We start from the raw sequence: 16,751 nt of genomic DNA, 5'->3' as shown, positions 1-16,751 counted from the left end.
TCAGGCCCGACAGAGCGCGCTGGCCACCCGCTTGAAGTCGACGGTGAGCCGCCGGGTCAGAAACGTCACGCGGCCACGTCCAGCAGGCCGTTGGTGAAGGACCTGTGCCAGTCGCGATCGTGCGCGATCGCGCCGTTCTCCGCGAGCCAGTGCGCGTAGGGCCCCATCCGGCTCTCGTCGATGACGCCCCAACGGCCGTCCGGGTCGGTCCAGGTGGGGGCGACCAGGGCGAGGGAGCGGGCGATGAGCGGGCGCGGGAAGTACGGGATCACGCCCTCCAGCAGCGTCAGGGTGTCGTCCTTCTCACGGGCGGCGGCGGCATAGCCCCGGGCCGTGACCGCGAGGAAGTCCCGTACGAGGGAAGGCCGTTCGGCGAGCAGGGACTCGCTCGTGCCCAGCAAATAGCTGTGGTAGCGGGGTGCGCCGATCTCGTCCACCGGCCAGGTCAGCCGCCGCTCCTCGGGCAGGTCGCCGCGCAGGGCGTCCCAGGACCAGTAGGTGCCGAAGGTGGCGTCGGCCTCGCCGGCCTCGATGTCGTCCACGGTCAGTTCGCGGGTGCCCGCGTCGACGAGGAGCACGGCACCCGGGTCGCCGCCGTCGGCCGCGACCAGGTGCCGGACCATGGCACGGCCGCGCGGGGTCGGGTTGAGGGCGAGACGGCGGCCCGCGAGGTCACGGGGACGGGTGATGCCGGTGGAGGTGGTGGTCTGGATCGCCTCCAGGCCCCGGTGGTTGACCGCGGCCACCGCGATCAGCGGCTGACCCTGCGTGGCGCGGCGGGCGAGCAGCCGGTTCGGCGGGAAGATCCCGAAGTCCACCTCGCCTCGCGCCAGGTACTCCAGCGTGTCACCGCGTCCCGGATCCTGGACGACCAGTTCCACGTCGAGCCCGGCCTCGGCGAACCAGCCACGGGCACGGGAGACGTACAGACCGGCGGAATTCGGCCAAGGGTGGAAATAGTCGAGCATGACCCGGATGTGCGGCATGGGGGTACTCCGAAGAGGGTGCGCGAGAGCGCGTGGCGGACGGCGAGAGGGGTGTGAGGAGTGTCAGCGACAACAACAGGAGCAGCGCACCGGGGTGTGGGACACCGGTCGCTTCGGCTCGACTGCTGCGGACACGTGAACTCCTACGCGGGACGCCTGGATGGCGTGGTTGGTGCGGTCGGCGTCCCCATGGGGACCGCGTTCGAACGAACGGATCCCAGACGCCCTCTCAGCCCAGCCGGGTAGGGGCTCCCGCGTAGATGGCCGAAACCATAACGGCATGCCCGGGATGCTGTGCAAGCGTGGTCCGAAATATGGGATGACCATCCTCGATCGGCAAGACGCCCAGCTCACGGGCGTACCATCGGCCGCCATGACCTCCCTGCTGCCCGGCCCCCTGGTCGACGACACCTGGCTCGCCGCCCGCCTCGACGACCCGCGTGTGGTCGTCCTCGACGCCACCGCCCTGCTGCCCTCGCCCCGGCATGACGGCGACTACCGGTCTGCGAGCGGCCGGGCAGCCTGGACCGAACGGCACCTCCCCGGCTCCCGCCACGCCGACCTGACCGGCGATTTCTCCGACCATGACGCGCCGTACCACTTCGCCGTGCCCGCCCCTGAGGCACTGGCCGCCGCGCTCGCCCGGCTCGGCGTGGGGGAAGGCAGCGCGGTGATCGCGTACGACAACGGTGGAGGCATCTGGGCGGCCCGGCTGTGGTGGATGCTGCGGGCCATCTCCGTGCCGGCGGCCGTGCTGGACGGAGGGCTGGCGGCGTGGGAAGCGTCCGGTCGTCCGGTCGTTTCCGGCCAGGAGGCTGAGCCCGAGCCTGCCGGGACTCCCGTCACCCCGGTCGTGCGTCCCGGAATGTGGACGAGTGTGGACGAAGTGGCGGCCATCAGCCGTGGCGAGCGGCCCGGCGCCCTCGTGTGCGCCCTGCCGACCGGCGGCTTCGACGGCTCAACCCCCACCCGCTACAGCCGCCGCGGACACATCCCCGGCAGCCGCAGCCTTCCGGGCCGCGACCTGCTGGACTCCGCGGGCCGCGTGCTCTCCGACGCCGAAATCGCCGCCAGGGTCGGCGCCGTGCTGGACGCCGGCGACTCCCCGGTCGTCCTGTACTGCGGTGGCGGCATCTCGGCGGCGGGTGCGGCGCTCGCACTCACGCTGCTCGGGCGTGACGGCGTATCGCTGTACGACGGCTCACTGGAGGAGTGGTCGAAGGACCCGGCGCGGCCACTCGAAATCGGCGGCTGAGGTCTGGAGGGATCTCCCCGGCCGCGCTCAGCGGACGAGCTCTCCCACGAGCGCGGCGACCTGCTCCACCTCGATGAGGAAGCCGTCGTGGCCGTAGGGGGATTCGATCAGCCGGAGGGCATCGGCCGTGGGGATGCCCGACGCCAGTTCCGCCTGCTGGGACGGTGGATAGAGACGGTCGGAGTCGACCCCGGCCACGAGTGTTCTGGCGGTCACCCGGCGCAGCGCGGCGCGCACGCCGCCGCGGGCCCGGCCGATGTCGTGACTGTTCATGGCCTCGGACAGGACGACGTAGCTGCCCGCGTCGAAGCGGCGCACCAACTTGGCGGCGTGATGGTCGAGATAGGACTCGACCTGGTACCGGCCGCCGTTCCAAGGGTCCTCCGTGCCCTGGGGCGTACGGCCGAAGCGAACGGCGAGTTCCGGCTCGCTGCGGTAGGTGACGTGGGCGAGCCGTCGGGCCAGGCCGAGTCCGGCGTGGGGTCCTTGACCGGTGTCGTGGTAGTGGCCGCCGCGCCAGTGCGGGTCTGTGCGGATGGCGTGCAGTTGGATGTTCGCCCAGGCGATCTGCTCGGCGCTCGCCGCGGCCGTCGAGGCGAGCAGCAGCAGGGCGCCGGTGCGGTCGGGATACGACACGGCCCATTCCAGTGCCCGCATCCCGCCCATCGAGCCGCCGACCACCAGTGCCCACCGGTCGATGCCCAGCGCGTCGGCCAAGTCGGCTTCGACAGCGACTTGGTCACGTTGGGTCAGGAAGGGAAAATCGCCACCCCAGCGGCGGCCCTCCGGTGTGAGTGACGACGGCCCGGTACTGCCCTGGCAGCCGCCGAGGACGTTCGGCGCCACGACGAACCAGCGGTCCGTGTCCAGGGCCCGTCCGGGTCCGATGAGGCCGTCCCACCAGCCGGGGGTGGGGTGCCCGGGTCCGGCGGGGCCGACCACGTGGCTGTCTCCCGTGAGGGCATGCAGGACGAGGACCGCGTTGGACGCGTCCGACGCGAGCCGCCCCCACGTCTCGAACGCCAGCCGCACGCCCGGCAGTTCACCGCCCGCCTCCAACGCGAGCGGCTTCTCGCGGGCGTACCACTGGCGGCGCCCGGGCGGGTCCCCCTCCCGCCAGGCCCCGGTGGCCGGCGGGAGGGGGACCTCGGAGGGCGTCAGTACGGTGTTCAGGACGCGCCCTTGGCCGCGCGGAACCCGGCCTCCAGGTCCGCCTTGAGGTCGGCGAGGTTCTCGATGCCGACCGACAGCCGCACCAGGCCGGGGGAGGTGCCGGTGGCCGCCAACTGCTCCTCGTCGAGCTGGCTGTGGGTGGTGGACGCCGGGTGGATGATGAGGCTGCGGACGTCGCCGATGTTGGCGAGGTGGCTGAACAGCTCGACGGCGTCCACGAATCGCTTGCCCGCCTCGATGCCGTCCCGCAACTCGAACGAGACGATGGCACCGGCACCGCGCGGCAGGTACCTCTGCCCGGCCTCGTACCAACGGCTGGACTCGAGCCCCGGATAGTGGACAGCCGCGACCTCGTCGCGCTGCTCCAGCCACTCGGCCAGGGCCTGGGCGTTCGCGGAGTGCCGCTCGATGCGCAGGCTCAGCGTCTCCACGCCCTGGAGCAGCAGGAACGCGGAGTGCGGGGAGAGCGCCGGGCCAAGGTCACGCAGCAGCTGCACCCGGAGCTTGATGGCGAAGGCGCCGGGGCCGAGGGCGGGCCAGTACTGCAGACCGTGGTAGCTGGGGTCGGGCTCGGTGAAGTCGGGGAAGCGGTCGGCGTGGGCGCCGAAGTCGAAGGTGCCGCCGTCCACGACGACACCCGCGATCGCGGTGCCGTGCCCGCCCAGGAACTTGGTCGCCGAGTGCACGACGATGTCCGCGCCGTGCTCGATGGGCCGCAGCAGGTAGGGAGTCGGAACCGTGTTGTCCACGATCAGCGGCACGCCCGCCGCGTGCGCCACGTCCGCGACCGCCCGCACGTCCAGCACGTTGCCGCGCGGGTTGCCCAGCGTCTCCGCGAACAGCGCCTTGGTGTTCGGCCGGATCGCGGCCCGCCAGGCCTCGGCGTCGTCCGGGTCGTCGACGAAGGACACCTCGATGCCGAGCTTCGGCAGCGTGTGCCGGAACAGGTTGTAGGTGCCGCCGTACAGCGACGTACTGGAGACGATGTGGTCGCCCGCGCTCGCCAGCGTCAGGATCGCCAGGGTCTCCGCCGCCTGCCCGGAGGACAGCGCCACCGCCGCGACCCCGCCCTCCAGCGCGGCGATCCGCTGCTCGAAGACATCCTGGGTGGGGTTGTGGATACGGGTGTAGATGTTGCCGGGCTCGGCCAGCGAGAACAGGTCGGCGGCGTGCTGGGTGTCCCGGAACACGAACGACGTCGTCTGGTAGATCGGCGTCGCCCGGGCGCCGGTCGTCGAGTCCGGCGCGGCACCCGCATGGATCTGCTTGGTCTCGAAGGACCACGCGGAGGTGTCAGGCCCGGCGGAGGTTTCCTCGGGGGTGTGGCCGGCGGTGACGGAGTCGATGGGCTGGCTCATGGTGCTGCTCCCTGTGCGGAGGGTGAGAGGGGGAAGGCGTGAGGGAACCGCAGCGCTGGAGGCCGCCTCCGACGGAAGGCGGCGGTCAGCGTGAAGCGGTGAGAAAGATGCTGGTCAGAAGCCGGAGCGCGGCGTCAGCTCGCGGCGGAACAACCCGTGGTGGTGACACGCACGTAGTCCACGTGGCGGCGGGTCACGAGCACGGTCATGCAGACAGGTAACCACAACGGCGGCGGTATTCACCAGCACAACGAGGGTGTCTCACGTTGCGGGATGCGTGGTGGACCCACCTTCCCGGGTGTGCTTTGATCCGGTCATGGAGACCACCGGCACGGCACACACGGTGCTGCTCGACCCGTTCTGGGTGAGCCGCCGCGCCGACCAGTTCGACCAGGTCTGTTGCTGATCGCCGTTTCCCGGCTCGCGACCCGCACCCCGTCTCTTTCTCCATCCGCCTGATCCCGCTTCTGCCACTCAACCAACCCACGTCGCTGGGCAGTTGTGATGCGCAGTCGGCCTGCCGTGCCGCGAAGGAATCCCCATGGCCCAGCCCACAGCCCTGCCCGTCATCGACATCTCCCGCTTCCGCGCCCCGGACGCCGACCGTGACGCCTTCCTCGCCGAACTCCGTTCCGCCGCCCACGAAGTCGGCTTCTTCTACGTCACCGGGCACGGCGTCCCCGCACCACTGCGCGACGAGGTGCTGAGCGCGGCCCGCGCCTTCTTCGCGCTGCCCGAGGAGCGGCGACTGGAGATCGAGAACCTCAACTCGCCCCAGTTCCGCGGCTATACGCGCACGGGAACCGAGTACACGGCGGGCAGCGCCGACTGGCGGGAGCAGATCGACATCGGGCCGGAACGGGAGGCGCTCGATGTCGGCCCGGACGATCCCGATTACCTGCGTCTGATCGGTCCCAACCAATGGCCCTCCGCGCTACCGGAGTTGAGGGACACCGTGCTGCGCTGGCAGGCGGAGGCGCTGCGGGTGAGCCGTGAGGTGCTGCGGGCCCTCGCGGCCGCGCTAGGACAGGACGAGGGCTACTTCGACCAGTGGTTCGACGACGAGGCGGCCGTCCACGTGAAGATCGTGCACTATCCGCCGCGCACCGCCGAGGACGCCGACCAGGGTGTGGGCGCGCACAAGGACTACGGCTATCTCGCGCTGCTCCAGCAGGACGAGGTGGGCGGGCTCCAGGTGCAGCGCGAGGACGGCGAGTGGATCGACGCGGTACCGGTGCCCGACGCCTTCGTGTTCAACATCGGCGAGATGCTGGAGATCGCCACCCAGGGCTATCTGAAAGCCACGCAACACCGGGTCGTGAGCCCGCAGTCGGGCGTGCACCGCTACTCGATCCCCTTCTTCCTGGGCCCGCGCCTCGACGCGGTCGTCAAGCCGCTGAACCTCCCTGCGGAACTGGCGGCGCTGAGCCGTGGCGTCACCGACGACCCGGACAATCCGCTGCTCGCGGCCTTCGGCGAGAACGCGGTCGTCGGCTGGCTCCGCTCCCATCCACGGGTCGCCGAGCGCTGGTGGTCCGACGTCCTGGCGAAGCGGGAGGCACACCGATGACCAACTGGGCCTTCGAGACCCGGCAGGTGCACGCCGGAGCGGTACCCGACCCGGCCACCGGTGCGCGAGCGGTGCCGATCCACCCGGCCACCAGCTATGTCTTCCGGGACACCGCGCACGCCGCCGCGGCCTTCGAACTGGCCGACCTGACCACCCACGCCTACACGCGGCTGTCGAATCCGACCACCGCCGTGGCCGAGGAGCGGATCGCCTCCCTGGAGGGCGGATCGGCCGCGGTCGCCGTGGCCAGCGGCCAGGCCGCGACGAGCCTCGCCCTGCTCAACCTGGCACGCGCGGGCGACCACATCGTCGCCTCCTCGTCCCTGTACGGCGGCACCCGCACCCTCCTGGAGCACACGTTCGCCGACCTCGGCATCGACGTCACCTTCGTCGACGACCCGGACGACCTGGGCGCCTGGTACACGGCCGCACGCCCCACCACGAAGGCGTTCTTCGGCGAGACTCTCGGCAACCCGCGCGGCAACGTCCTCGACACCGAGGCGGTCGCCCGCATCGCCCACGAGATCGGCGTGCCGCTTGTCGTCGACAACACCGTGCTCACGCCGTACCTGCTACGGCCCTTCGAGTACGGCGCGGACATCGTCGTGCACTCCACCACCAAGTTCCTGTCCGGCCACGGCACCGGCATCGGCGGGGCCGTCGTGGACAGCGGCCGCTTCGACTTCGGCGCCGATCCGGACCGATGGCCGGGGCTGACCCGCCCGGATCCGACGTACAACGGGCTGTCGTTCTGGGATTCCTTCTCCGACCTCGGCCTTGCCTACGCGCTGCGGCTGCGCACCCGGCTGGTCCGGGATCTGGGGCCGGCCGTCTCACCTTTCAACAGCTTCCTGCTCCTGCAGGGCCTGGAGACGCTCAGTCTGCGCATCGAACGGCACGTCTCCAACGCCCAGTCGCTCGCCGAGTGGCTGGAGCAGCAACCGCAGGTCTCCCAGGTGCACTACGCCGGACTGTCCTCCAGTCCCTGGCGCGTGCCGGCCAAACGGTATCTGCCGCGCGGTGCCGGGGCGGTCCTCGCCTTCGAACTGGCGGGTGGCCTGGAGGCGGGCCGACGGTTCGTCGAAGGGGTCCGGCTGTTCAGCCATCTCGCCAACATCGGCGACGTACGCAGTCTCGTCATCCACCCCGCCTCCACCACCCACGCCCAGCTGGACGCCCGTCAGCAGGTCGCGGCCGGGGTCACGCCCGGCCTGGTGCGACTGTCGGTCGGCCTGGAAGGCGTCGGCGATCTGATCGCCGACCTCGAAGCGGGCCTGCGGGCGGCCGCCGTATGAACCCCACCGTACGGACCCAGGGAGCAAGATCCGCCATGCGCCGCATCACCGCTTTCCGGCTCGCCGCCACCGCAGTCCTCGCCGGCCTGACCGCGACGGCGTGTGGCACCGGTTCGGCCGACGCCCCGGCGAACGCCGGACAGACCAGCCAGGCCGCCCAGCCCGCCGACATCGACACGCACGCGACCGTCGACGTACGCCTCGTCCTGGAGCCGACCAGCCTCGACATCGCCTCCACCGCGGGAGCGGCCCTCGACCAGATCCTGCTCGACAACGTCTACCAGGGCCTGCTGACCCGCGACGAGAACAACAAGATCGAGCCGAGCCTGGCAACCTCGTACGACACGTCGCCGGACGGGCTCAGCTACACCTTCCGCCTCGCCAGGAACGCGACCTTCCACGACGGAACCAAGGTCACCGCGGCCGACGCCGTCTGGTCCCTGCACCAGGTCACCGCGAAGGGCTCGAAGAACCCCGATGCGGCGGCGCTCGCCTCGGTCAAGAGCGTCTCCGCCTCCGACGACCACACCGTCGTCGTCACGCTCAAGCACCGTGACACCGGCTTCACCTGGGGTCTGACGGGCCGGGCGGGCATCGTCTTCAAGAAGGGGACGGACTTCTCCTCCCTCGCCGGGAACGAGAACGGCACCGGGCCCTTCAAGCTGTCCGGCTGGAAGCGCGGTTCGTCCATCACCTTCGTCCGCAACGACGCCTACTGGGGGAAGAAGGCCAAGGTCGCCAAGGTCGTCTTCCACTACATCAAGGACGACAACGCGGCCAACAACGCTCAACAGACGGGTCAGACCGACATCGAGACCGCCGCGGACGCGACCCTGCTCCAACCGTTCTCCGACAAGAGCAAGTACACCGTCCTGCGCGGAGACACCACCGACAAGTTCACGCTCGCGTTCAACAATGCCTCCGGCCCGACCAAGGACGTGCGGGTACGGCGCGCCATCCGCCGGGCCGTCGACAACGCCGGTCTCATCAAGGCCCTCGGCGGCGCGGCCAAGCCTGTGGGCGGCCCGGTCCCGGCCACCGACCCCGGCTACGAGGACCTCACCGCGATCGACGCCTACGACCCGAAGGGCGCCAAGAAGCTGCTCCAGCAGGCCGGTTACGGCGGCGGCCTGAAGCTCACCGTCCAGATCCCCAACATCTACCCGACGGAGATCGGCGACTACCTCGCCTCCGAGCTCAAGCAGGTGGGCATCCAGCTCACCGTGCGCCAAGTGGAGTTCCAGAGCTGGCTCGACAGCGTCTACACCAAGCACGACTACCAGCTCAGCCTCGTCGACCACGCGGAAGCCCGCGACCTGAACAACTTCGCCAACCCCGCCTACTACTTCGGCTACGACAACGCGAACGTCCAGAAGTGGTACGCCGCCGCCCAGACCGCCGCCGGCGACGCCGAGCGGGACGCCCTCCTGAAGAAGGCGGCCCGGCAGGTGGCCGAGGACGCCGCCGCCGACTGGCTGTTCGTCAACCAGACCCTCACCGTCGTGCGCAGCGGGGTCACCGGCGTGCCGCGCAACTTCACCAGCAACCGTTACGACCTCGCGGACCTCGCCATGGCGAAGAAGAAGTGAGGCCCGCGTGACTCTGTATGTGGTGCGCCGGGCCGCACTGCTGGTGGTGTCCCTGCTCGCCGCCAGCGTGCTGATCTTCCTGGTGCTACGGCTGCTGCCCGGCGACATCGCCCAGACCATCGGCGGCATCAAGGCCACACCGGCCCAGGTCGCGGCCGTACGGCATGACCTGGGCCTGGACCGGCCGCTCGCCGCGCAGTACGGCAGCTGGATCGGCGGAGTCGTCACCGGCGACTTCGGGCGGTCCGTCCTCGACGGTACGTCGGTGTCGGGACAGCTCGCCGAGAAGTTCGCGGTGACCGGACCGCTGGCCGCCGGCGCGGTCGTCCTCGCGCTCGCCTTCGCCGTGCCGCTGGGCATCGTCGCCGCCGTGCGCCGGGACTCGCGGTTCGGTGGCGCGGTGAACGCCCTCGGACAGCTCGGCATCGCGTTGCCCACACTGTGGGTGGGGCTGCTGCTCGTCGTCGTGTTCGCCGTCCAGATCCGCTGGCTGCCCGCCCAGGGGTTCCCCGTGGACGGCTGGGCCGAGCCGGGGCAGGCGCTGCGCAGCCTCGTCCTGCCCTGGCTGACCCTGGCCCTCTCCGAGGGCGCCGTCCTGCTGCGGTTCGTGCGCTCCGCCGTACTGGAGGTCCTGCACCAGGACTGGCTGCGCACCGCCCGCGCCAAGGGCCACACACGCACCGGCGCGCTGGTACGGCACGGGCTGCGCAACGCGGCGGTGCCCGTGGTGTCGGTGCTCGGCCTGCAGATCGCGGCGCTGGTCGCGGGGGCGGTCGTGGTGGAGCAGGTCTTCGTGCTGCCCGGCGTCGGCCAGATGCTGATCACGGATGTCGGCAACCGAGATCTGGACAAGGTGCAGGGTGAGATCCTGCTGCTCACGGGGGCGGTTCTGGTCATCGGGTTCCTCGTGGACCTCGCGCACCGGCTGATCGACCCCCGGCTGCGGAGCGCCGTATGACCGTCTCCAGAGCGCTCCTCAAGAGCCGCAGCGGCGCGGTCGGCCTGGTCCTCGTCGGCCTTCTCGTCGTGTCCGCCCTGGTCTCCCTCGTCTGGACGCCGTACGACCCCACCCTCGCGCGTCCGCAGGACGGCTGGCTGCTGCCGTTCTCCGGCGGGCACCTGCTCGGCACCGACCGGCTGGGCCGCGACGAGCTGAGCCAGCTGCTGGCCGGAGCGCGCGGCACGCTGCTGACCGCGCTGCTCGCGGCGACGATCGCGGCCGTCGTGGGGCTCGCCCTGGCGCTGGCGGCGGTACTCGTACCGCGCTGGATCGGCGCGGTCGTCGTCCAGCTCACGGACGTGCTGATCGCGTTTCCCGTGCTGCTGATCGCGATGATCCTCACCGCGGTGTACGGCGGCTCCACCTGGACGGTGGTCACCGCGGTCGGCGTCGGCGCGGGCGTCAACCTCGCCCGGGTCGCCCGCGCCGAGGCGGGGCGGGTGCTGAACACCGACTACGTACTGGCCGCGCACGCCGCCGGGTCCGGAACCTGGCGCACCGTGCGCAAACACCTGCTGCCGAACATCGCGCCCACCCTCGTCGTACAGCTCTCGCTGGTGCTGTCCGTGGCGGTGCTCGCCGAGGCGGCCCTGTCGTTCCTCGGGTTCGGCGCGCCGGCGCCCGCGGTCTCCTGGGGGCGCATGCTGCACCAGCAGCAGCAGTACATCGCGGCCCGCCCGCTGCTCGTCATCTGGCCGGGGCTCGCCGTGGCCGCCTCCGTGCTCGGGTTCAACCTGCTCGGGGACGGGCTGCGCGAGGCGGCCGACGCACGCCTGCGCATCCGGGAGGCCTGATGAGCCTGCTGACGATCACCGACCTGAGCGTGCGGATCGGTGGTGCCACCGTCGTCGACGAGGTCGGTCTGGAACTCGCCCCCGGCGAACGGCTCGCGCTGATCGGCGAGTCCGGGTCGGGGAAGTCACTCACCGCCCTCGCCGTGATGGGACTGCTGCCGGACGGCGCCCGGGCCACCGGCAGCATCCGCCTCGGCGGCCAGGAACTGCTCGGCCTCGGCGACAGGGAGCTGTCCCGGCTGCGCGGCGAGCGCATGGCCATGGTCTTCCAGGAACCGATGAGCGCCCTCAACCCCCTGATGCGCATCGGGAAGCAGCTCGCCGAGCCCCTGCGGCTGCACCGCGGGCTGAGCCGGCGCCAGTCCCGGGCCGCCGCCGTCGAACTGGCCGCACAGGTGGGCCTGCCGGACCCGGACCTCATCGTCCGCTCCTGGCCGCACCAGCTCTCCGGCGGACAGCGTCAGCGGGTCGGCCTCGCGATGGCCCTCGCCACCCGCCCGGCGCTGCTCATCGCCGACGAACCCACCACCGCCCTGGACGTCACCGTCCAGGCAGACATGCTGAAGCTCCTCGACGACCTCGTCCGCGAGCACGGTACCTCCCTGCTGTTCATCAGCCACGACCTCGCCGTCGTCGCCCAGCTGTGCTCACGCGCCGCCGTGCTCAAGGACGGACAGCTCGTCGAGGAAGGTGCGACCGGCACCCTCGTACGAACTCCCCGACACCCGTACACGCAGCGGCTGGTGGAGGCCGCCCGTGCCACGGGCACCGAGGAGGTCACTCGATGACGCAGCTCCTGAAGGGCACCGACCTCAGCCGTACCTTCCGGCTGCCCCGCACCTCGCTGTTCGCGCCGGCCGTCCACCGCCAGGCCGTCCAGGACGTGTCCCTGGAGCTGTGGGAAGGCAACAGCCTCGGCATCGTGGGGGAGTCCGGCTCCGGCAAGTCGACCCTGGCCAGGCTCCTGCTGGCGCTTGACCGGCCCGACTCCGGAACGGTGCACTACCGTGGACGCGAGGTGAAGCCGGGCAGGCTGCCGTGGTTCCGACGCGAGGTGCAGGTCGTCCTCCAGGATCCGCTGGGCTCCCTCGACCCGCGCGCCACCGTCCGCGACATCGTGGCCGAGCCGCTGGAGTGCCTCAAGCTGCCCGGCGATCACGGCGACCAGGTCGACGAACTGCTGCGCGCCGTCGGCCTGGACCCGTCCGTGCGCGGCCGCTATCCGCACGAGTTCTCCGGCGGACAGCGGCAACGCATCGCCATCGCCCGCGCGCTCGCCCCCGGTCCGAAGGTCCTCGTCGGCGACGAACCACTCAGCGCCCTCGACGTGTCGGTGCGCGCCCAGATCCTCGACCTCCTCGAAGACCTCGCCGAAGCGTACGGGCTGACGCTGCTGCTCGTGTCCCACGACATCGGCGTCGTACGGCGTCTGTGTACCGACGTGCTGGTGATGAAGGACGGCCGCGCCGTCGAACAAGGGCCGGCCGCATCCGTCCTGGCCGACCCTCAACACCCGTACACACGCCGTCTGTTGGCCGCCGTACCCCGGCTGCCCGCATGATCGGGAGGACCACATGACCGACCCCACCGCACGCAGGCTCACCCTCGGGGCCCTCGTCCACGGCTCCGGCGGCCACATCGCCGGCTGGCGGCACCCGGACGCCCGCCCCGACGGGCAGCTCGACTTCGCCTTCCATGCCGACCTCGCCCGCACGCTCGAACGCGGCCGGTTCGACGCACTGTTCGTCGCCGACGTCGTCGCCCTGTGGGGCCACCAGCTCGACTCCCTGTCCCGCACCGGGCGGGCCGAGCACTTCGAACCGCTGACGCTGCTGGCCGCGCTGTCGTTGGTGACCGAGCACATCGGCCTGGCCGCGACGGCGACCACGACCTACAACCACCCCTTCCACATCGCCCGCAAGTTCGCCTCCCTGGACCACATCTCCGGCGGCCGCGCGGGCTGGAACGTGGTCACCTCCGTCGTACCGCTGGAGGCAGCGAACTTCGGCTACGACCGCCACCTCGAACACGAGCTGCGCTACCGCCGGGCCGACGAGTTCGTGCAGGTCGTGAAGGCGCTCTGGGACAGCTTCGACGACGAGGCGGTCGTACGGGACAAGGCGACCGGCCGCTACTACGACCCGGCCGGACTGCACACCCCGCACCACCGGGGCGAGCACTTCGCCGTCCGCGGGCCGCTGAACATCTCCCGCCCGCCGCAGGGCCATCCGGTGGTCTTCCAGGCCGGATCCTCCAAGACCGGAAAGGAGTTCGCGGCCCGCCACGGTGAGGTCCTCTTCACGACCCAGCACGAACTGGGCGCCGCGCAGGCCTTCTACGCCGACATCAAGGCCCGGGCGGCCGCCCATGGCCGCGACCCCGCCCATGTGCTGGTCTGGCCGGGCCTCTCCCCGCTGGTCGCGCCCACCGAGGCGGAGGCGCGGCGGCGGCTCACCGAGCTTCAGGACCTCATCCACGACGACGTCGCCCGGCGTCTCGTCCAGGACAACATCGGTGACCTCGACCTGACCGACCACCCGGTGGACGGTCCGCTGCCGGACATCCCCGAGACCAACCGCAGCACATCGCGCCGCGATCTGCTGCTGAAACTCGCCCACGACGAGAAATTGACGATACGTCATCTCGCGCACCGTTTCGCCGCGGGCTCCGCCGTCGCCGGTACGCCCGAGCAGATCGCCGATCACATCGAGACCTGGTTCCGCTCCTACGCGGCCGACGGCTTCAACATCTCCTTCCCCTATCTGCCCGGCCCCGCCGAGGACTTCGTGGACCAGGTCGTGCCGCTGCTCCAGCAACGCGGGCTGCTGCGCACCGAGTACGAGGGCTCCACCCTGCGCGAGAACCTCGGGCTGCCGCGGCCCGCCGTCCGTGACCGACACCTCCAGGAGACCGGACGATGAGCCGCCGGACCGGACAACTGCACCTCAATGCCTTCCTCAAGCCGCCGGGGGAGTACCTGGCCGCCTGGCGGCACCCGGACACCGCGGCGGACGCGGGCGTCAACATCCGGGAGGTCCTGTCCTTCGCGCGGACCGCCGAACGGGCGGCCTTCGACGCGGTGTTCCTCGCCGACCTCGTCGGCGTGCCGTTCGCGAGCGAGGACGTCCTGAGCCGGGTCAGCGTGGTCAACGACTCCTTCGAGCCGACGACGCTGCTGGCCGCGCTCGCCGCCGGCACCTCCCGCATCGGCCTCATCGCCACCGCGTCGACCAGCTACAACGAGCCCTATCACGTGGCCCGCACCTTCGCATCCCTCGACCACATCTCCGGCGGCCGGGCCGGGTGGAACGTGGTGACCTCCCTCAATGACGGAGAGGCCCAGAACTTCGGCCTCAAGGCCCACCTCGACCACGCCACCCGCTACGACCGCGCCGAGGAGTTCCACGACGTGGTGACGGGGCTGTGGGACTCCTTCGAGGACGACGCCTTCCGCCACGACCAGGCGACCGGCGTCTACTTCGACCCCGCCAAACTGCACGCGCTGAACCACGAGGGTAAACACCTGAAGGTCGCCGGTCCCCTCAACATCGCCCGGCCGCCGCAGGGGCACCCGGTCATCGTGCAGGCCGGTGCCTCCGAGGCGGGCAAGAACCTCGCCTCCCGCATCGCCGACGTGATCTTCTCCGGTATCAACGACCTCGGCCGGGCCCAGGAGTTCTACGCGGAGATCAAGGAGCGCGCCGCCGCCCACGGCCGCGACCCGGACCACCTCAAGGTCCTCCCGGCCCTGTCCGTCGTCACCGCCCCCACCGAGTCCGAGGCCCGCGACAAATTGGCCCGACTCACCGAACTCCTGCCCCCGCAGGTCGCGTTGGCCGACCTGTCGTACTGGCTCGGCGGCTTCGACCTCAGCCCCTACCCGCTGGACGGGCCGCTGCCCGAACTCCCCGTCTCCAACCAGTCGCACACCGCCCAGCAGCAGATCTACGAGGACGCCCGTCGCGACAACCTCACCATCCGCGACCTCGTCCGGCGCGTCGCGAACGACGACCGCACCCTCACCGGTACGCCCGAGCAGATCGCCGACCACATCGAGGAGTGGTTCCACGGCCGCGCCGCCGACGGCTTCAACGTGATCTTCCCGTATCTGCCGGGCACCCTGGACGACTTCGCCGAGCTCGTGATCCCCGAGCTGCGCCGCCGCGGCCTGTTCCGTACCCACTACACCGGCCGCACCCTGCGCGACCACCTGGGTCTGCCGCGACCGTCCCGGCGGGCGTAGATGCTCCCGGGAGACGACCGCGCCGCACGACGGGTACTGCTGGTGTGCATGGCCGCGGGCGCCACGACCCTGCTGGACCAGGCCGTCCTGAACATCGCGGTGCCGAGCATGCGTCAGTCCATCGGGGCCACCGGGGCGGACGTCCAGTGGATCGTGGCCGGGTACTCGCTGGCCTTCGGCCTGGCCCTCGTCCCCGGGGGCAGCCTCGGGGACCTGCACGGCCGCAAGCGTCTCTTCATGGCCGGGGTGGCGGTCTTCCTGGCGGCCGGGGTGACGGCCGCGACCGGCGGCGGCCCGGGGACCCTGATCGGTGCCCGGCTGGTGCAGGGTGCGGCGGCCGGGCTCGTCAACTCGCAGGTGATCGGCACCATTCAGGACGTCTTCCACGGGCAGGCCCGCGGCCGTGCGCTGGGCCTCTACGCGGTCACCGGCGGCGTGGCCACGGCTCTCGGCCCGCCACTCGGCGGCGCGCTCGTCGCCGGGCTCGGGCCCGAGGCGGGCTGGCGGTGCTGTCTGTTGCTGAGCCCACCGTGCGCCGTGCTCACGCTGGCCCTCGCGGCTCGCTGGCTGCCCCCGCCCCGGCGCACCGCCCGGGACTCCCGCCTCGACGTCCTCGGCCTCGGTCTGCTCTGCGGCTGCACGCTGACGCTGATGGTGCCCTTCATCCGCACCCCGGACAGCGGGGGAGAAGCGTTCCTGTGGGGCATCGCGGTGTGCGCGCCGGCGGCCGTCCTCGCCGCGCATCAGCGTCTGCGGGTGCGACGGGGCCGTCAGCCGCTGGTGCATCCGGCACTGACCTCGTCGAAGCCGTACATGCTGGGCACGGCTGTCGCGATGGCTCAGTTCGGCTCCTCACTGGCCGCGTTCCTCGTGCTCACCGTCTTCCTGCAGGACGGGCTCGGCCTGTCCGCCCTGCTCACGGCGGCGGTCACCCTTCCCGGGGCGGTCGGGATGGGCGTTTCCTCGGCCTTCGCGTGGCGGCTCGTGCGGCGGATCGGGCCGCGTACGGTGACCGTCGGCCTGACCCTGGGCATCGGCGCCGCGCTGGCGGGGGCGGCGGTCGCGCTCCGTGTGCCGACGTCGGTGCTGCCGGTGGCTCTGGCCGGAACGCAGCTCATGGCCGGCATCGCGGGAGGGCTCACCGTCTCGCCCAACCAGACCCAAGTGCTCCAGCACGCTCCGGCAGAGGCCGCGGGAGTGGGCGGCGGGATCCTGCAGATGGCCCAGCGCATCGCCGCGGCCGTCTGCCTCAGCGCCGTCTCCGCGGTGTACCTGCACGCCGCGTCCGGTCCGCCGGGCGGCAGCCACGCCCGGGCCGGGTACGCACTGGCCTCCTGCGTCTGTGCCGGCCTCCTCGCCGCGGCTCTGCTGCTGTCCCTGCTGCGCCGCGCCGTCACACCACCCGGCCCGTCAGCACCCGCGTCGGCCAACCGCACCATCGTGGTCCCCCGCTCCAAGGAGACGACCTGACCACCCGGGGCGCGGGTG

The 16,751-nt window shown here is 71.4% G+C and carries 14 protein-coding genes; 11 read left to right on the top strand and 3 right to left on the bottom strand.

What is annotated here, in order from left to right; genetic code table 11:
* Positions 1-65 precede the first annotated feature (65 nt).
* On the bottom strand, positions 66-986 hold the full coding sequence (locus ACFY1U_RS36445) for an ABC transporter substrate-binding protein (RefSeq protein ID WP_390698319.1): 921 nt from the start codon (positions 984-986) through the stop codon (positions 66-68).
* A gap of 373 nt (positions 987-1,359) precedes the next feature.
* Between ACFY1U_RS36445 and ACFY1U_RS36440 the strand changes: the two genes are divergently transcribed.
* Positions 1,360-2,241 (top strand): sulfurtransferase, encoded by an 882-nt coding sequence (locus tag ACFY1U_RS36440; RefSeq protein WP_390698318.1) that lies wholly within the window; start codon positions 1,360-1,362, stop codon positions 2,239-2,241.
* 27 nt (positions 2,242-2,268) lie between these two features.
* Here ACFY1U_RS36440 and ACFY1U_RS36435 read toward each other — a convergent pair whose 3' ends face one another.
* Both ACFY1U_RS36435 and ACFY1U_RS36430 read right to left on the bottom strand, forming a co-directional pair.
* Positions 2,269-3,414, bottom strand: coding sequence for a homoserine O-acetyltransferase (locus ACFY1U_RS36435; RefSeq protein WP_390698473.1), 1,146 nt, complete (start codon positions 3,412-3,414; stop codon positions 2,269-2,271).
* Positions 3,411-4,772, bottom strand: a complete 1,362-nt coding sequence (locus tag ACFY1U_RS36430; protein ID WP_390698317.1) for a bifunctional o-acetylhomoserine/o-acetylserine sulfhydrylase — start codon at positions 4,770-4,772, stop codon at positions 3,411-3,413. The genes ACFY1U_RS36435 and ACFY1U_RS36430 overlap by 4 nt, the downstream gene beginning before the upstream one ends.
* 541 nt (positions 4,773-5,313) lie before the next feature.
* On the opposite strand from ACFY1U_RS36430, the gene ACFY1U_RS36425 reads away from it, so the two are divergent.
* From ACFY1U_RS36425 to ACFY1U_RS36380, 10 genes are read left to right on the top strand one after another with little or no spacing between them, the layout of a single operon-like run.
* A complete protein-coding gene (locus tag ACFY1U_RS36425; protein WP_390698316.1) occupies positions 5,314-6,342 on the top strand; it encodes an isopenicillin N synthase family dioxygenase in 1,029 nt (342 codons plus the stop codon).
* Positions 6,339-7,637, top strand: a complete 1,299-nt coding sequence (locus ACFY1U_RS36420; RefSeq protein WP_390698315.1) for an O-acetylhomoserine aminocarboxypropyltransferase/cysteine synthase family protein — start codon at positions 6,339-6,341, stop codon at positions 7,635-7,637. Before ACFY1U_RS36425 ends, ACFY1U_RS36420 begins: the two co-directional genes overlap by 4 nt.
* Positions 7,638-7,672: 35 nt before the next feature.
* Positions 7,673-9,226, top strand: a complete 1,554-nt coding sequence (locus tag ACFY1U_RS36415; protein ID WP_390698314.1) for an ABC transporter substrate-binding protein — start codon at positions 7,673-7,675, stop codon at positions 9,224-9,226.
* Positions 9,227-9,233: 7 nt separating this feature from the next.
* Positions 9,234-10,184, top strand: a complete 951-nt coding sequence (locus ACFY1U_RS36410; protein WP_390698313.1) for an ABC transporter permease — start codon at positions 9,234-9,236, stop codon at positions 10,182-10,184.
* Entirely contained in the window at positions 10,181-11,020 is an 840-nt protein-coding gene (locus tag ACFY1U_RS36405) for an ABC transporter permease (protein ID WP_390698312.1), read from the top strand. Before ACFY1U_RS36410 ends, ACFY1U_RS36405 begins: the two co-directional genes overlap by 4 nt.
* Positions 11,020-11,808 (top strand): ATP-binding cassette domain-containing protein, encoded by a 789-nt coding sequence (locus tag ACFY1U_RS36400; RefSeq protein WP_390698311.1) that lies wholly within the window; start codon positions 11,020-11,022, stop codon positions 11,806-11,808. Before ACFY1U_RS36405 ends, ACFY1U_RS36400 begins: the two co-directional genes overlap by 1 nt.
* Positions 11,805-12,581, top strand: coding sequence for an ATP-binding cassette domain-containing protein (locus tag ACFY1U_RS36395; protein ID WP_390698310.1), 777 nt, complete (start codon positions 11,805-11,807; stop codon positions 12,579-12,581). The genes ACFY1U_RS36400 and ACFY1U_RS36395 overlap by 4 nt, the downstream gene beginning before the upstream one ends.
* 13 nt (positions 12,582-12,594) lie before the next feature.
* Positions 12,595-13,941: an LLM class flavin-dependent oxidoreductase gene (locus tag ACFY1U_RS36390; protein WP_390698309.1), complete on the top strand. Its 1,347-nt coding sequence runs from the start codon at positions 12,595-12,597 to the stop codon at positions 13,939-13,941.
* The gene (locus tag ACFY1U_RS36385; protein WP_390698308.1) at positions 13,938-15,263 is read left to right on the top strand and encodes an LLM class flavin-dependent oxidoreductase; all 1,326 of its coding nucleotides are present in this window, start codon (positions 13,938-13,940) and stop codon (positions 15,261-15,263) included. The genes ACFY1U_RS36390 and ACFY1U_RS36385 overlap by 4 nt, the downstream gene beginning before the upstream one ends.
* Entirely contained in the window at positions 15,264-16,733 is a 1,470-nt protein-coding gene (locus tag ACFY1U_RS36380) for an MFS transporter (protein ID WP_390698307.1), read from the top strand. It begins immediately after the preceding gene.
* Positions 16,734-16,751 lie beyond the last annotated feature (18 nt).

It is taken from the genome of Streptomyces sp. NPDC001351 (assembly GCF_042896045.1).
Lineage (GTDB): Bacteria > Actinomycetota > Actinomycetes > Streptomycetales > Streptomycetaceae > Streptomyces.
Note: the sequence above shows the minus strand (reverse complement) of the source record. Positions and strands in the feature narration are given on the sequence as shown.

Excerpts from the sequence above, each read along its gene's own strand:
- ACFY1U_RS36445 (WP_390698319.1), bottom strand. The coding sequence starts at position 986 with ATGCCGCACATCCGGGTCATGCTCGACTATTTCCACCCTTGGCCGAAT.
- ACFY1U_RS36440 (WP_390698318.1), top strand. The coding sequence starts at position 1,360 with ATGACCTCCCTGCTGCCCGGCCCCCTGGTCGACGACACCTGGCTCGCC.
- ACFY1U_RS36430 (WP_390698317.1), bottom strand. The coding sequence starts at position 4,772 with ATGAGCCAGCCCATCGACTCCGTCACCGCCGGCCACACCCCCGAGGAA.
- ACFY1U_RS36425 (WP_390698316.1), top strand. The coding sequence starts at position 5,314 with ATGGCCCAGCCCACAGCCCTGCCCGTCATCGACATCTCCCGCTTCCGC.
- ACFY1U_RS36420 (WP_390698315.1), top strand. The coding sequence starts at position 6,339 with ATGACCAACTGGGCCTTCGAGACCCGGCAGGTGCACGCCGGAGCGGTA.
- ACFY1U_RS36415 (WP_390698314.1), top strand. The coding sequence starts at position 7,673 with ATGCGCCGCATCACCGCTTTCCGGCTCGCCGCCACCGCAGTCCTCGCC.
- ACFY1U_RS36405 (WP_390698312.1), top strand. The coding sequence starts at position 10,181 with ATGACCGTCTCCAGAGCGCTCCTCAAGAGCCGCAGCGGCGCGGTCGGC.
- ACFY1U_RS36400 (WP_390698311.1), top strand. The coding sequence starts at position 11,020 with ATGAGCCTGCTGACGATCACCGACCTGAGCGTGCGGATCGGTGGTGCC.
- ACFY1U_RS36395 (WP_390698310.1), top strand. The coding sequence starts at position 11,805 with ATGACGCAGCTCCTGAAGGGCACCGACCTCAGCCGTACCTTCCGGCTG.
- ACFY1U_RS36390 (WP_390698309.1), top strand. The coding sequence starts at position 12,595 with ATGACCGACCCCACCGCACGCAGGCTCACCCTCGGGGCCCTCGTCCAC.
- ACFY1U_RS36385 (WP_390698308.1), top strand. The coding sequence starts at position 13,938 with ATGAGCCGCCGGACCGGACAACTGCACCTCAATGCCTTCCTCAAGCCG.
- ACFY1U_RS36380 (WP_390698307.1), top strand. The coding sequence starts at position 15,264 with ATGCTCCCGGGAGACGACCGCGCCGCACGACGGGTACTGCTGGTGTGC.